Genomic DNA, 14965 nt, shown 5'->3' with positions numbered 1-14965 from the left:
TGTCGTCGCCGTGGCATTGCGTCAAAGATGGGTTTGGACAAGAGCCATAAGCTTTACCTATGGAGTGGCAATGCGGGCCCGGCAACTCGAAGTGTTCATCGCCGTCATGCGCGCGGGCACCGTGACTGCCGCGGCCCGGATGCTGAACATCTCCCAGCCCGCTTTGAGCCAGATCGTGATCCACACCGAGGACGAACTCGGCTTCACGTTGTTCGAGCGCGTCAAGGGCCGGCTGCGGCCGACCCCGGAGGCGCTCGAGATTTTCGCCGATGCCGAGAGGTTGTCGGCGGGGCTTGAAGGCTTGCGCCGCAAGACCACCGATCTACGCCTTGGTCGGGCAGGACTGGTGCGGGTCGCTGCCTCAACGCCGCCAGCCATGGCTATCTTGCCGCGTGCGTTCACCAAATTCCGGGCCCAGCATCCCAACATCATGCTGCGTGCTCATAGCGCGCCGATCGCTGCCATCATCGACATGCTGCGCGCGGGTGATGTCAGCCTTGGCGTGGCCATGGACGACCGGCTCCCTCCGGATATCGAGGCGGAGGTAATCGGCAGTGTCGGCTTCGCATGCCTGCTGCCCGCCGGGCACGCGTTGGCCGGGAAGACCGAGCTGACGCTCGCCGATCTCGTCGGCAAAGAATTGATATCCTATCGCGGAAACACCCGCCCCGCCGACGAATTGGCCCATGCTGCGCGCGCGCAAGGCGTGACGCTTTCGCCATCGCTTGAGATCGATGTGTCGATCTCCGCGGTTGGTTTTGTCCAGGCCGGTCTGGGCATCGCCTTGGTCGACGCGCTGCTGCCATGGCACCAGTTTGCCGGACTTGCCGTCAGGCCGCTCGCAGCGGGGCCGGAATTTCCGATCGCGCTGCTGACCTCGCGCACACGGGTCCTTTCGCGGGCCGATGAGATGATGCGCGACCAGATCCGTGCGGCCTGTTCCGCCGTGCTGGGCGGTGACAAGGCAAAGGCATAAGCAAGACTTATATCCTTGCCCATCATACGTCTTGGACCTCTCCCACCCGGCCATGCCAGCTTCCGGCAGGCAGACAGGAAGGGACGCGTCATGGACGGTGCCATCGCTTGCGCGGCGGATGAGGCGCAAAACGAAACCGACTGGAAGGTCGGCGTCGATATCGGCGGGACATTCATCGATTTCTGCGCGCTGGAAGCCCGTTCCGGACGGGTAGCCTCGCTGAAAGTGCTGACGACGCCGGAGGATCCGGGCGCCGAGCTGATGACGGGTCTCAGGCTTCTTGCTGAACGCGAAGGCTTGGATCCTACCCGTATGACGCGCTTCGTGCACGGCACGACCGTTGGCATCAACACGATCATCCAGCGCAAAGGCGCAGTGCTCGCGCTGTTCACCAATGCCGGCTTCGAAGACGTGATCGAGCTCGCGCGGCTGCGCATGCCGGACATGTATTCTCTGTTCTGCTCGCGTCCGGACCCGCTGATCTCGCGCGATATGGTGTTCGGCATTCCGGTCCGCATGCGCGCCGATGGAAGCGAATCCCAGGCGCCGGACATGGCGGTGGTGGCCAGCGCGGTGGCAGCGGCGAAAGCGAATGGGGCGCAGGGGATCATCGTCTCCTTCCTCCATTCCTGGCGCAACGCCGCGCAGGAGGCTGCCGTCAAGGCGACGATCGCGCGTCTCGCTCCCGACCTCTTCGTCTTCTCTTCGGCCGAGGTGTGGCCGGTCATCCGCGAATACGAGCGCAGCTCGACCGCCATTCTCAATGGTTATGTCCATCCGCGCGTCTCGGGCTATCTGACGGCGCTGGAAGAGCGGCTGAAGGACCGCGGCGTGCCGGCCCGCCCGATGCTGACGAAGTCGAACGGCGGGCTGATGAACGCCGCCGAAGGCAAGCACGCCTGCGTCAACATGTTGCTGTCGGGAACGGCCTCCGGTGTCATCGGCGCCTCGTGGCTGGCCCGTCAGGCTGGCGAAGACAAGATCCTTACCCTCGACATCGGCGGCACCTCAGCCGACTTCGCGCTCATCATCGACGGCGAGCCGCAGTTCGGCACCGGCGAACTGATCGGCGAATTTCCGCTCCATATCCCCTCCGTCTCGGTGAGCTCTATCGGCGTCGGCGGCGGCTCGATCGCCAGCGTCGACGCGCAAGGGGTGCTGCGCGTCGGGCCGGAGTCGGCGGGTTCGACGCCGGGACCGGCATGCTACGGCCGTGGCGGCGAGCGGGCGACGGTGACGGACGCCATGGTGGTGTGCGGATGGCTCGGTCACAGCGAGATGGCCTACGGCCAGCTCAGGATCGATACCGGGCTGGCGCATCGCGGGGTCGGCGAGCTTGCCGCCCGGCTCGACCGACCGGTCGAGCAGACCGCGCAGGCGATCCTCGACATTGCGGTGTCGGAGATGTTCGTCGAGGTCGAGAAACTCGCCTCGCGCGCCGGCGTCGACTTGCGCGATTTCACGCTGATGCCCTTCGGCGGCGGAGGCCCGATGCTCGGCGCCTTCCTGGCCCGCGAACTCGGGATGAGGCGCGTCATGGCGCCCCGCCGTCCCGGCGTGGTGTCGGCGCTGGGCGGGTTGGTGGCGGATCTGCGCGGGGACTTCATCCGCACCATCTTCAGCCCGCTGTCGAGCATGTCGCTTGCCGGAATTCGCGAGGCCTTCGAGGCCTTGGCACGTGAGGGCCGCGACTGGCTCGCGGCGCAACGTCATGACGGGGAGGCGGAGCTCAATTTGTCCTGCGACATGCGCTATGTGGGACAGAGCTATGAGATCGAGGTCGTCCTTTCACCGGAATGGCTGACGGACGGCAATGCGGCCGCCATCGCGCAGGCCTTCCACCTCACCCATCAGCAGCTCTACGATTTCCACGACCCGGACGGCGAGATCGAACTTGTGAATGTCCGGCTATCCGCCGTAGGCGCGGGGCCGAAGCTCTCCTTCCTGGAGACAGACGAGATCCGAGCCGCCGCCGTTCCGGCGCGCCGGCTCCCGGTCTATACGGGCGCTGGCGTCGAGACCGTCGACCTCCACGACCGGCAGGCCCTGGTGCCGGGCAGCACGTTCCAAGGGCCTGCGGTGGTCGTGCAGGAAGACACCACCTTCGCAATTCCCGCTGGAGCACAGGCACGGGTCGACCGTCACCTCAACCTTTTGCTGACCTTCCCGGAGTGATGCCATGTTTGACCGGACAAATCTGCAGGTTCTGGCGAACCATGCCCGCGCGGCGGCCGAGAACATGGCCCACACGCTGCACCGCACTGCGCACTCTGCCTTCGTCAAGGAGACGCAGGACTTCACCGTGATGCTGATGGATCGTTCGGGCGCGACCTTCGCCGTGCCGATGGACCTCGGCGCCACCTGGTATCCGGGGCTTTCGTATCACCGCGCCATCGCGATGGTCGACGACTACCGGCCGGGCGACGTTGCGTTCACCAACGATCCCTATTCGGGCCACGTCGCCACGCACGCGCCCGACACGCATCTGTGGAAGCCGGTCTTCGTCGATGGCGAGATCGTCGCCTGGACCGGAGGGCATATCCACAACACCGACATGGGTGGCGCGGTGCCGGCTTCGCTCAGCCGGGCGCTGACCGAGATCCATCAGGAAGGCATTCGCTTTCCGCCGATGAAGCTGGTGAACGAGGGCGTCTTCGACGAGACGATACTGCGGATCATGAGCACCAATGTGCGCAAGCCCGACCTCAACATCGGCGACATCAAGGCGCTGGTCGGCGCGCTCAACACCGGCGAGCGCAAGATCCAGGCGATGGTGAGGAAGTTCGGCAAGGCCGGCTTCATCGAAGGCGTTGCCGCGCTTCTCGACCATGCGGAGGCGCAGGCGCGCGACGTGCTGCGTTTGATGCCCGACGGCACCTGGGAATTCGCCGACTATGCCGACGAGGATTCCGTCGAGGCCAATCCGTGCCGGCTGAAGCTGACGCTGACGATCAGGGGCGACGAAGCGGTGCTCGACTTCACCGGCTCCGATCCGCAACTCGGCTCCTCGCTCAACGTGCCATCAGGCGGCGACCCGCGCCACACCATGCTGCTGGTGGGCGTCTACTACGTGCTCTACACGCTCAACCCGAAGATCCTGCTCAATACGGGCCTTACCAGGCCGTTCACCTGCATCACGCCCGAAGGTTCGGTGCTCAATCCGGTCCATCCCGCCGCAGTGGGCATGCGCTCGCTCACCTGCGCCCGGCTGCGGTCGGTCATCTTCGGCGCCTTCTCGCAAGCCGTGCCGGAGCGCCTGCCAGCAGCACCCGCCGGCAACAACTGCATCGTCAACGTCATGACCACGGACGAGCGGACCAGCCGGACCGTCATCGCGGCGGTGAACCCCGTGGTGGGGGGCGGTGGTGCGATGCCGCATCGCGACGGCACCAACGGATCGGGCGCCGACGCCGCCTATCTCAAGAACACGCCGATCGAGATCACCGAGACCGAGACCCCGGTCGAATTCGTGAAGTACGGGCTCGCCAGGGACAGTGGCGGTGCAGGGCGCTGGCGCGGCGGCCTGGCGACCGAGATGGCCTTCCGTGTCTTCGCCCCCGACTCCAGGATCACGGCGCGCAACCGGGACCGCAGTTTCTTTCGTCCCTGGGGCGTGCTGGGCGGCAAGGCGGCCGGCCTATCGGACATGGTCGTCAATCCAGGGACCGAGCGCGAGCGGCGGCTGGGCAACATCGACACGGCGGTGCTGCAGCCTGGGGACGTGCTCGATATCCGCTCCGCCGGAGGTGGCGGGCGCGGCGATCCGCGTACGCGCGAGCCCTGGCGCGTCGCGCAGGACGTGCGGCGTGGCTATGTGTCGCCAACGGCTGCCGAGCGCGACTATGGGGTCGTCATCCGCGACGGCGAGGTCGACGTGCAGGCGACGGAAGGACTGCGCGCGCGGCAGGGGCCAGCCGCCGGCCATTTTCATTTCGGTCCGGAGCGCGATGGCTACGAAGCGCAGTGGACGCCGGCGGCCTATGACCTGCTGACCGCCATACTGCGGGACTTGCCGATCCACTGGCGGTTTTTCGCCAAGACGGAGATCTTCCGTCGCATGAAGGGGCGCTCTGGACCGGAAGGCGTCCAGGCGGCGTTCGATGCGGTCTGCGAACGGTTCCCCGAACTGCCCCGTCCTCGCACGGTGCGAGAGGCCGCGGAATGATCATCGCCGGCCGCATCGTCCGACTGGCTGAACGCGACCGGGCGCAGCTGCATTTCTTTCTCGACGGTGAGATGCGCGGCGCGCTAGCGGGCGACACCGTGCTGACCGCCATGCTGGCGTCAGGGCACGCGTTGCGAAAGTCCGAGTTCGGAGCCGAGCCGCGTGCTGGCTTCTGCCTGATGGGAGCCTGCCAGGATTGCTGGGTATGGCAGGACGAGGGACCGCGGCTGCGGGCGTGCTCGACACTTCTCAGCGAAGGCATGCGGTTGCGCACGATGCCATCGGAGAGCTGGCTGTGAGCGAGACCCCGTCGCCGCGGATCGTGATCGTGGGCGCCGGTCCGGCTGGCATAAGGGCCACCGCGACGCTTGTGGAGGCCGGGCTCCACCCGGTGGTGATCGACGAAGGGCAGCGCGCAGGCGGACAGATCTATCGCCGCCCGCCCGCCGGGTTCACCCGCACCGCGAAGCAGCTCTACGGGTCGGAGGCGGCGAAGGCGGACGCGCTGCATGCGCTGTTTGACTGGCTGGCCAAAGAGGGGCGGCTCACCCATTGCGCGGCGAGTTCGGTTATCGCCGCGCAGAACGGGCGACTGCACGTGCTGGGGGAGGGCGGCGTGCAGCTAGTCGGCTATGACCGCCTGATCCTTGCCACCGGCGCATCCGACCGTGTCGCTCCGGTCCCGGGCTGGCAGAGCGCCGGCGTCTACAGCCTCGGCGCCGCGCAGATCGCGCTCAAGGCGCAGGGCGTGGCGCTTGGGCGGCGCATCGTCCTGATCGGATCGGGGCCTTTGCTGACGCTGGTCGGCGCCCAGCTCGTCAAAGCTGGAGCCGATGTGGCGGCGGTGCTGGACACTTCTCCCTGGCATCAGCAGATGCGGGGGCTCTGGCAGCTTGCCGCCCGGCCGCTCGTCACGCTGCGCGGTCTGGCCCTGCGAGCAAGGCTCGGCGGCCGCTACCATGCGGGCGTGACGCTCGAGCGGATCGAGGCTGACGAAAAAGGTGTCACCGCGATGCGTTGGCGCGACGCCGGCGGCCGGGAGCACCGCACCCCTTGCGACATGATAGGCATGGGCTGGCATCTGCGGGCAGAGACGCATCTGGCCGACCTTGTGGGGTGCGCCTTCACCTATGACGAGCAGTGGCGGCAATGGCTGCCGAAGACCGACGAGATGGGTCGGGCCGGCAACGGCGTTTATCTGGCGGGCGATGGGGCTCGTCTTCTGGGAGCGGACGGCGCGGAGATCGTGGGGCGTCTCGCGGCGGCGGCATGCCTTGCCGATCTCGGAATTCCGGCGCGGTCCACCGGCGGCGATCTGCGCAAGCTTGCGCGGCTCGAGCGCTTTGCCCGTGGCCTGGCTTGCGCCTTTCCCTGGCCGGCAGCGATGGCGCGGGCACTCGCCGACGACGCGGTCGTTTGCCGCTGCGAGAACGTGACTGCCGGAGCTGTACGCGAGAGCGCGGGTTTCGGCGGCGGCGAGGCCAACAGGGTGAAATCGCTGTCGCGCGTCGGCATGGGGCGATGCCAGGGGCGCTACTGCCAGTTGGCTGCCGTTGAACTTGTTGCGGCGCAAGCCGGCTGTGCGCCCGGCGCTGTCGGCCGGTTTCGCGGGCAGGCGCCTGTCCGCCCGGCACCTATCGGTGCCTTTCTCCGGGACGGTTGATGCAATTCCGGAGGCCACACCAGGATGGCATGGATCACATCCTAGAAGTCGGCGACCTTCCCCCAGGCCGAAGCGTCGAAGCGTCGGGGATCATAGGATGTCGCATCGACGACCGGTTCCGAGCCGGTCATCAGATCGGCGACGAGATGCCCGGCGCCGGGTCCGATGCCGAAGCCGTGTCCCGAAAATCCGGCGGCCAGGAAGAAACCCGGAACACTATGGATCTCGCCGATGGCAGGCACGCCGTCCGGCGTGCTGTCGATATAGCCGGCCCAGGCTGCGCTGATCCTGGTCTGGCGCAGTGCCGGCAGCAGCTCGAGTGCCCGGGCGTGGGTCAGGCGGATGGTCGCTTGGTCCGGGGCCGGATCGAGGATGCGCATCCGCTCCATTGGCGTCGGCTGGTCGAGCCGCCAGTGCCGGAGCGTTTCGTGGCCCGAGCGCACGCCCTGCAGACCTCCGGGCGCGAGGCTTCGCCACCGCTTCAGGAACATAGGCAGGAACTGCGACGAGAAGCGCAGCTGCTGCGGCGTGACGTCCACGCGGCCGCGTCCGCTTATGGCGAGCGTGTAGCCGCCGTCGCCGCGACGCGTGGCCGAGATCCTTGCCGTGTGCAGCGCATCCGGCAGGCCCTCCGCGCCGGGCGATACGGACAGGATGGAGGAGCGGATCGACGCCTGCGGAAAGCGGAAACCGAACTGATGGCAAAACGAAGAGGCCCAGGCGCCACCGGCCAGCACCACAGCGTTTGTCCGGATCGTGCCGCTTTCAGTGACCACGCCGCTCAGGCGCCCGCCCGCGGTTTCGATGCCGCGCGCGGCGCAATGCTGGTGCACGGTGCTCCCGAGCTTGACGATGGCGCGGGCGACCGCGGGCGCGGCCCGCGACGGATCGGCGGTGCCGTCGGTCGGCGAGGAGACGCCGCCCTTCCATGTCCGACCCGTGGCGCGGCCTCGCTCGCTGGCCTCGGCGCCGTCAAGCATATGCGTGGTGACGCCGGCCGTTTTGGCGAAGTCACGCCAGCGTGCCCAGCCGGCCAGTTCCGCCTCGTCGTTGCTCAGATAGAGCAGGCCGCAGCGGCGAAAGCCGGTGTTTTCGCCGGTTTCCGCCGCAAAGCTGTCCCAAAGATCGAGGCTTTGGGTCGCCATCGGCAGCTCGCGGGCGTCGCGGTTCTGTTGGCGGCACCATCCCCAGTTTCTGGAGGATTGTTCTGCGCCGATGCGCCCCTTTTCGACAAGCGCGACCTTCATGCCGCGCCTGGCCAGATAGTAGGCCGCAAAGACGCCGACGATGCCACCGCCGATCACCACCGCGTCCGCGGACTGTGGCAGTTCGCCAGATGTCTCGATTTGCTGCAGCTGCGCGCGCATGGTCTCTCTACCTTGAAGCGCCAATCTAGCGCGTTGCACAGGCAGCCGCTGCTGCAGTTGAGGCCGATGCAGAATTTTATTCCGGCTGTTCGATTGAAATCGGGAGACGCTGCGTTTCAAAGCGGTATCCGCTTGGATGGACAGGCCGGCGGGCTGTGGTAGTGTCGATGGCTATGGGTATAGCAGCATTTTGTGCTGCGGCATGTGTTCTGCGGAGACGGCCATGAAACTGGATCGGATCGACATCAAAATTCTTCACGAATTGCAGAAGAACGGCCGCATCACCAATGTGGAACTGGCTGATCTGGTGCATCTGTCGCCGAGCCCGTGCCTGATGCGGGTCAAGAAGCTCCAGTCGGAAGGCTACATCGAAGGCTATTCCGCGCAGATCAATATCGGCAAGCTCGGCCAGACGCTGACCGTGTTCACCGAGATCACCTTGAAGAACCACCGTCAGATTGACTTCGCCCGCTTTCTCGCTGTCGTGGAGAAGATCGAGCAGGTCATCGAATGCCATCTTGTGTCGGGCGGCTACGACTATTTGATGAAATTCGTGACCTCCGGCATTAGTGAGTATCAGACGATCATGGAGCGACTGACCGACATGGATATCGGCATCGACAAGTATTTCAGCTTCGTGGTGCTGAAGTCTCCCATCGTCAAGGCGCACATGCCGTTGCCCAGCCTGTTTCCGATGTAGTTAGAGCAATTCCAGGAAAAGTGTAAAACGGTTTTCCCGGGAAAAGCGCGCAGCGCTTTCCCTTGGGAATTGCGTCAAAAACAAAGCGATAGAGCGGTTCGCCGTTTCCTTGAAACGGTGAACCGCTCTATCGATGGCCGTACTGGCTGACGAGTTCGGGGTCGCGGACGAGGCCATCGAGCCACGTTGGGTCAAGCTTCGGCACGGAGGAAAACAGAAGCTTGGAATAGGGGTGGGTGGGCGCCGTCAGCTTGTCGGGCGTGATCTGCTCCACCCGCTCGCCATTGTACATGACCATGATCTCGTCGCAGATGGCCTCGACGACGGAGAGGTCGTGGCTGATGAAAATGTAGGAAAGGCCCAACTCGCGCTGCAGCTCCTTGAGCAGCTCGATCACGGCGGACGCCACCACCGTGTCGAGCGCCGAGGTGATTTCGTCGCAGATGATGAGCTTGGGATCGGCCGCCAGCGCACGCGCGAAGTTCACGCGCTGCTTCTGGCCGCCCGAGAGCTCCGATGGGTGACGGTAGCGCAGCGTCTTGGGCAGGCGCACCATGTCGAGCAGTTCGTCGACGCGCTTCGAGCGCGCCTGCCTGTCGAGCCGGTGATAGAAGGCCAGCGGGCGGGAGATGATGTCCTCCACCGGCTTGGCCGGATTGAGCGCGGTATCGGCATATTGGAACACAATCTGCATCTCGCGCAGTTGGTTCTGGCTGCGTTTCCTGGCGGCACGCTGCAGTTCCTCACCGTTGAAGACGATGTCACCGGCGGCCGCCGGATGGATGCCGGCGATGACGCGCGCCAGCGTCGATTTTCCGCAGCCGGATTCGCCGATGATGCCGAGATTGCGCCCTTTCTCGACGACCAGGCTGACGGAATCGACCGCGCGGATAAGTGGCAGTCCGTCATCCCGCACCGGGCCGTAGCCGGCTGTCACATTGTCGATACGCAGCAGCTGTTTCGTCCCGGCATCCGCGTCTGCATGTGCTTGCCGCGGCTTCGGTTCGAAGGCGGCCAGCAGTTCGCGCGTGTAGGGGTGTTGGGCGGCCGAAAGGATTGCCGCAGTGGTGCCGGTCTCCTGCACTTCGCCGCCTTTCAGCACCACGATGCGGTCGGCGATCTGGGCGACGACCGCGAGGTCGTGGGAAACATAGACACCCGCTATTCCGCCCGCCCGCATGACCGACTTGAATGCCTTCAGCACGTCGATCTGCGTCGTCACGTCGAGTGCTGTCGTCGGCTCGTCGAAGATCATCAGCTTGGGATCGCCGATGAGCGCCATGGCCGCGGCCAGCCGCTGCAATTGCCCGCCCGAAACCTGATGCGGATAACGCGCGCCGATCCCTTCCGGATCTGGTAACGACAAGGCCCGGAACAGCTCGACCGCGCGCTGGCGCGCTTGCTCGGGTGGCATCAGCTTGTGGATGCGCGTGACCTCGATGACCTGCTCCATGATCGTGGAGGAGGGGTTGAACGAGGCGGCGGCACTTTGCGGAACATAGGCAATGTCGGTGCCGCGCAGCCTGGCGCGTTCCTTTTCGGAAAGGGCAACCATGTTCTCGCCGTTGACGTTGATCTCGCCGCCGACGATCCGGCAGCCGGCCCGCGCATAGCCCATGAGCGAGAGCGCTACCGTCGTCTTGCCGGAGCCGCTCTCGCCGATCAGGGCAACGATCTCGCCGTCGGCGATGTCGAAGCTGACGCCCTTGATGATTTCAACAAGCCGTCCGGAGTCGGTCTTCGCCTCGATCCTCAGGTTTCTGACCTCGACGAGATTGCTCATGCGTCTCGGTCCCTGATCTTCTGCGGCAGGTTGTCGATCAGCAGGTTGACGCTGATGGTGAGGCTGGCGATTGCCAGCGACGGCACGATGACGGCGGGGGCCGCGAAGGGCAGGCCGCCGATGTTCTCGCGCACAAGCGCCCCCCAGTCGGCGAGCGGTGGCTGGAGGCCGAGCCCCAGGAAGGACAGGCCGGAGAGCAACAGCACGATGAAGACGAAGCGCAGCCCGAAGTCGGCAAGCACCGGGCGGATGATGTTGGGCAGGATCTCGGAGCCGATAAGGTAGGCGGTGCTCTCGCCACGGACACGGGCGACGGTGATGAAATCCATGGTGTTGATGTTGACGGCGAGAGCGCGCGCGAAGCGGTAGGCGCCGGGGATATAGATGACGGCCAGCGTCAGGATCAGCACCGGGATCGACGAGCCGACCGCAGCGACGACAACAAGGCCGAACAGCTTGCTGGGGATTGAGTTCATGGCGTCCAGGAAGCGGCTGAGGCAGGTGTCGAGCCAGCCACCGGTGACGGCCGCGATCATCCCCAGCACGACACCTGAAAAGCAGGCGATGGCGACGGCGGCGAGCGATATGCCGACGGTGTAGCGGGCGCCCATCAGAACCCGCGAGAGCATATCGCGCCCAAGATAGTCCGAGCCGAGCCACAGTCCCTGGCGCATCGGGCCGAAATAGTCGTCGTCGACAATGTCGCCGATCGAATGGGGAATGACGTAAGGCGCCAGGATCGCGATGAGCGTCCAGGCCAGGATGACCAGCGCGGCCACGACGCCGACGAGGCTGTAGCTGTGGCCCAGGAAGGACCGTTGGGAGGTTGTCGCGCGGGCTATCGTCATCTGAGCCTCGGGTTGGACATGATAGCGACGATGTCGGCAGCGGTGATGAGGAAGAGGTAGCCGAGGCAGAAGATCATCGCGCAGCTCTGGATAAGCGGCAGGTCGCGGGTCGCGACGGCATCGACCATCAGCTTGGCGATGCCGGGATAGTTGAAGATCGTCTCGACGATGATGACGCCGCCGACCAGATAGGACAGTGAGAGCGCGACAGCGTTGACGATTGGCCCAAGAGCATTCGGAAGGGCGTGCCTCAGCACCATGCGGCCGCGCGAGGCGCCTTTCAGAAGCGCCATCTCGACATAAGGCGTAGAGAGCGTTTCGATCACCGCAGCGCGGGTCATGCGGATCATCTGGGCGGAGATGACGAAGGTGAGCGTGATCACCGGCATTGCATAGATGCGCACGAGGTCGGTCAGCGAATGTGCCTCGTTGACCGAGGACAGCGCAGGCAGCCATTTGAGATAAACGGCGAAGAGCAGGACCGCGAGGGTCGCGACCATGAATTCCGGCACGGAGATGACGCCGATCGACAGGATGGTGACGGTGCGGTCATAGACGGAGCCGCGCAACATCGCGGCGGTGATGCCGAGCGTCAGCGCCAGCGGCACCGAGAGCAGCGTGGTGATGCCGGCGAGCTTCATGGTGTTGACCAGGCGCCCGCCGATCAGCGCTGCGACTGGCATCTCATTGGCATAGGAGGTGCCGAGGTCGCCGTGGAGCAGTCCGACAAGCCAGAGCAGGAAGCGCAGGATCGCCGGATCGTTGAGATGCATGGCCTCGCGCAGGCCGGCGACCGCTTCCGGAGTCGCCGCCTGGCCAAGCAGGATCGATGCGGTGTCGCCGGGCAGCATGCTGGTGGCGAAGAACACGGCGAACAGCACGATCAAAAGCGTGACGGCCGCGATCCCCAGCCGCTTCAGCACGAGGTTGAGAACCCCAGATGTCATGGAAGCGCTCCCTGCGGTTGTTCGGCCAAGCAATCTTGCGCAATGAAGTGCCGGGGGCTGGCTGACCGGCCCCCGGCTGGCTTCTCTCAGGCTTCGAGCCAGAGATATTCCGCCATTGCATAGCCCATCATGCCACCGAGCGGGTTCGCTTCCAAACCCTTCACCTTGCTGGAGAGGGCGTCGACGTTGGAAATGTAGGCCGGGATGATGGTGCCGGCCTCCTCGGAGACCATAGCCTGCATCTGGCCGTAGATCTCCTTGCGCTTGGCCTGGTCGAGCGAGCCGCGCGCCTCGATGAGCATCTTGTCGAACTTCTCGGACTTGTACTGGCTTTCGTTCCACGGCGCGTTGGAAGCGTAGAGGAGCGAGAACAGGATGTCCGGCGTCGGGCGCGGATTGATGTTGCCGAAATGGATTGGCGCCTTCAGCCAGTAGTTGTCCCAGTAGCCGTCGGCCGGGACGCGCTGGACGTCGAGCTTCATGCCGATATCCGCGCCGGCGGCCTGGATGATCACCGCCATGTCGATCGACGAGGTCGCCGCGTCGGAAGCGATCACCGGGATGGACTGGCCGAGCAGGCCTGCCTTCTGGAAGTGGAACTTCGCCTTGTCCGGGTCGAAAGCCTTCGGCTTGACGTCGGGATTGTGGAAGATATTCGCCGGCGAGACGGGCTGGTCGTTGCCGATTTCGCCGAGGCCGCGCAATGCCGATTTGACGATCTGCTCGCGGTTGACGAGATACTTCATGCCCGCCACGAAGTCGGCCTTGCTGCCCGGATCCATGTCGAGCCGGATGTTGAGGTCGGTGTAGTTGCCCGAAGTCGTCTTCGACAATTCGAAGCCCTCCTGGCCGCCGATGAGTTTCATCGCACGCGGATTGATCGAGGCTGCAAAATTGATGTCGCCCGAAAGCAGGGCGTTGACGCGGGCGCTGTCGTCGCTGATGGCGATGAACTCGAAGGAGTCGAGATGGGGCTTGCCCGACTTCCAGTAGTTCTTGTTCTTGGTGACCACCGAACGCACGCCAGGTTCGAAGGTTTGCAGCACGAAGGCGCCGGTGCCATTGCCCTTGGAGAAGTCCGTGGTGCCGTCCTGGACGATCATGAAATGGTGCAGCGCCAGGATGGTCGGCAGGTCGGCATTCGGGTCGGCGAGCGTGATTTCCACGGTCGACTTGTCGACCGCCTTGAAGCCAGTCATCTGTGCGGCGATCTTGGCGACCTTGGAGCCGACCGCTTTGTCGAGATGGCGCTTCAGCGAGAAGACGACGTCGTCGGCCGTGAGGTCTTTGCCGTCGTGGAAGGTGACGCCCTTGCGCAGCTTCACCGTCCAGGTCTTGGCGTCCTTGCTGTCGAAGCTTTCAGCCAGCTCCATCTGCGTGACGCCATCCTTGTCGAGGAAAGTCAGGCGGTTGTAGAGCGAGCAGCAGCGGACATAGTCGGTGGAGAGCGACGCCTTTGCAGGATCAAGCGTGTCGGCGGTCGATGACGACCAGCCGGCGGCTTTGAAATTTCCGCCGGAAACCGGCTCAGCGGCGACGGCTTGAGTGGCGCGGCCGAGCACCAGGCTGTCCGCGGCAACCGCGGCGCCGCCGGCCAACAGCATCTTGAGAAGTTCGCGGCGGTTCGCGCCCCGCCTAATGGCGCTTTCGACCATGGCATCGTCTGCGCTGGTCCAGTTCGTGATCTTGTCGGTCATGTTATTCCCCTTTCTGTTTGTCTGGTCGGGATGCTCGTCTTGCTGCGGCTTTCCGGGCTTGGGCTCAGGTTCGTTCCTTCAGGCTTTCCCGCACGGCCGCCGCCAACGCGGCCAATGAGGTGAAGTGGTAGTCCGGCGCGGTGAAGCGCTCCGGTTCGATCGTGCCGCCATAGCCCTTCTGGGCGTGCCGGCGCTCGATCCAGCAATTGGTCAGGCCAAGTGTCCGGGATATGCCGATGTCGTGGTACTGGCTTTGCGCGACGTGCAGGATGTCGTCCTTGCCGTCGCCCCTTGAGGCGACGAAATCGAAGACCGTCTGGAAGAACGCCGGATCCGGTTTCTCCGTTCCGGTATCGTCGGCGGTAAAGGTGGCGAAGAAGGGCGATCCGAGCTGCTTCTCGAAATGGTCGAGCGCCCAGCGCCGAGCATTGGTCATGGCAATCAGCTTGTGTGACTTCGCAAGCTCGGCTAATGCCGCTGCGCTGTCGGGAAAGCCTTGCCAGGCGCTGGCGGAGTCGCGTAGGCGCACGCCATACTTCTCCTCGACCGGCAGGCCGAGTTGCGGCGCGATGACCATGTAGACGCGTACGAGATCGTCGGGGAACAGGCCCGCATCGGGCATGTAGCGGGCCTGCCGATACAGGGCCAGCGCGGCTTCGCCATCGATGGCAACGCCGGCGTCGGCGGCAATCCCGGCTAGGCAGGTTGTGATGCCGCCTTCGAAGTCGATCAGCGTGCCGACGACATCGAAGGTCATGTATTTGAATTCGCTAAAGCCCCTGGCCAAGACTGGCTCTCCTCTGCGCGCGGCCGAATTGC

12 protein-coding genes are annotated in these 14965 nt (G+C 65.0%); 6 read left to right on the top strand and 6 right to left on the bottom strand.

Translation table 11 applies throughout. The annotated features are described in order from the left end of the window. Positions 1–70: 70 nt before the first annotated feature. The 5 genes from AC1D1N_RS10970 (at position 71) to AC1D1N_RS10950 (ending at position 6804) form a co-directional block, all read left to right on the top strand. A complete protein-coding gene (locus tag AC1D1N_RS10970; RefSeq protein WP_477348475.1) occupies positions 71–976 on the top strand; it encodes a LysR substrate-binding domain-containing protein in 906 nt (301 codons plus the stop codon). 90 nt (positions 977–1066) lie between these two features. Further along, positions 1067–3151, top strand: coding sequence for a hydantoinase/oxoprolinase family protein (locus tag AC1D1N_RS10965; RefSeq protein WP_477348473.1), 2085 nt, complete (start codon positions 1067–1069; stop codon positions 3149–3151). Positions 3152–3155: 4 nt separating this feature from the next. Next, the gene (locus AC1D1N_RS10960; RefSeq protein WP_477348471.1) at positions 3156–5141 is read left to right on the top strand and encodes a hydantoinase B/oxoprolinase family protein; all 1986 of its coding nucleotides are present in this window, start codon (positions 3156–3158) and stop codon (positions 5139–5141) included. Further along, on the top strand, positions 5138–5440 hold the full coding sequence (locus tag AC1D1N_RS10955; protein WP_192259783.1) for a (2Fe-2S)-binding protein: 303 nt from the start codon (positions 5138–5140) through the stop codon (positions 5438–5440). Before AC1D1N_RS10960 ends, AC1D1N_RS10955 begins: the two co-directional genes overlap by 4 nt. Further along, complete coding sequence (locus tag AC1D1N_RS10950; protein WP_477348469.1) at positions 5437–6804, top strand: FAD/NAD(P)-dependent oxidoreductase; 1368 nt, start codon at positions 5437–5439, stop codon at positions 6802–6804. The genes AC1D1N_RS10955 and AC1D1N_RS10950 overlap by 4 nt, the downstream gene beginning before the upstream one ends. A gap of 41 nt (positions 6805–6845) precedes the next feature. On the opposite strand, the gene AC1D1N_RS10945 is transcribed toward AC1D1N_RS10950, so the two are convergent. Beyond that, a complete protein-coding gene (locus AC1D1N_RS10945; protein ID WP_477348467.1) occupies positions 6846–8171 on the bottom strand; it encodes an NAD(P)/FAD-dependent oxidoreductase in 1326 nt (441 codons plus the stop codon). A gap of 223 nt (positions 8172–8394) precedes the next feature. Here AC1D1N_RS10945 and AC1D1N_RS10940 point away from each other — a divergent pair, with 223 nt between their 5' ends. Continuing rightward, the gene (locus AC1D1N_RS10940) at positions 8395–8871 is read left to right on the top strand and encodes an Lrp/AsnC family transcriptional regulator (protein WP_192259777.1); all 477 of its coding nucleotides are present in this window, start codon (positions 8395–8397) and stop codon (positions 8869–8871) included. Positions 8872–8998: 127 nt separating this feature from the next. Here AC1D1N_RS10940 and AC1D1N_RS10935 read toward each other — a convergent pair whose 3' ends face one another. The 5 genes from AC1D1N_RS10935 to AC1D1N_RS10915 all read right to left on the bottom strand — a co-directional run bounded on the left by AC1D1N_RS10935 (position 8999) and on the right by AC1D1N_RS10915 (position 14903). Further along, positions 8999–10654, bottom strand: coding sequence for an ABC transporter ATP-binding protein (locus AC1D1N_RS10935; protein WP_477348465.1), 1656 nt, complete (start codon positions 10652–10654; stop codon positions 8999–9001). Beyond that, positions 10651–11502, bottom strand: a complete 852-nt coding sequence (locus AC1D1N_RS10930) for an ABC transporter permease (RefSeq protein WP_112563118.1) — start codon at positions 11500–11502, stop codon at positions 10651–10653. Before AC1D1N_RS10930 ends, AC1D1N_RS10935 begins: the two co-directional genes overlap by 4 nt. Beyond that, the gene (locus AC1D1N_RS10925) at positions 11499–12449 is read right to left on the bottom strand and encodes an ABC transporter permease (RefSeq protein ID WP_112563116.1); all 951 of its coding nucleotides are present in this window, start codon (positions 12447–12449) and stop codon (positions 11499–11501) included. The genes AC1D1N_RS10930 and AC1D1N_RS10925 overlap by 4 nt, the downstream gene beginning before the upstream one ends. Before the next feature lie 86 nt (positions 12450–12535). After that, the gene (locus tag AC1D1N_RS10920) at positions 12536–14146 is read right to left on the bottom strand and encodes an ABC transporter substrate-binding protein (RefSeq protein ID WP_477348462.1); all 1611 of its coding nucleotides are present in this window, start codon (positions 14144–14146) and stop codon (positions 12536–12538) included. A gap of 64 nt (positions 14147–14210) precedes the next feature. Further along, positions 14211–14903 carry an HAD-IA family hydrolase gene (locus tag AC1D1N_RS10915; RefSeq protein WP_477348869.1) on the bottom strand — a complete coding sequence of 231 codons (693 nt, stop codon included), beginning with the start codon at positions 14901–14903 and terminating at the stop codon, positions 14211–14213. Between the last annotated feature and the right edge of the window lie 62 nt (positions 14904–14965).

This window comes from Mesorhizobium sp. P2_B5 (assembly GCF_056404775.1).
Note: the sequence above shows the minus strand (reverse complement) of the source record. Positions and strands in the feature narration are given on the sequence as shown.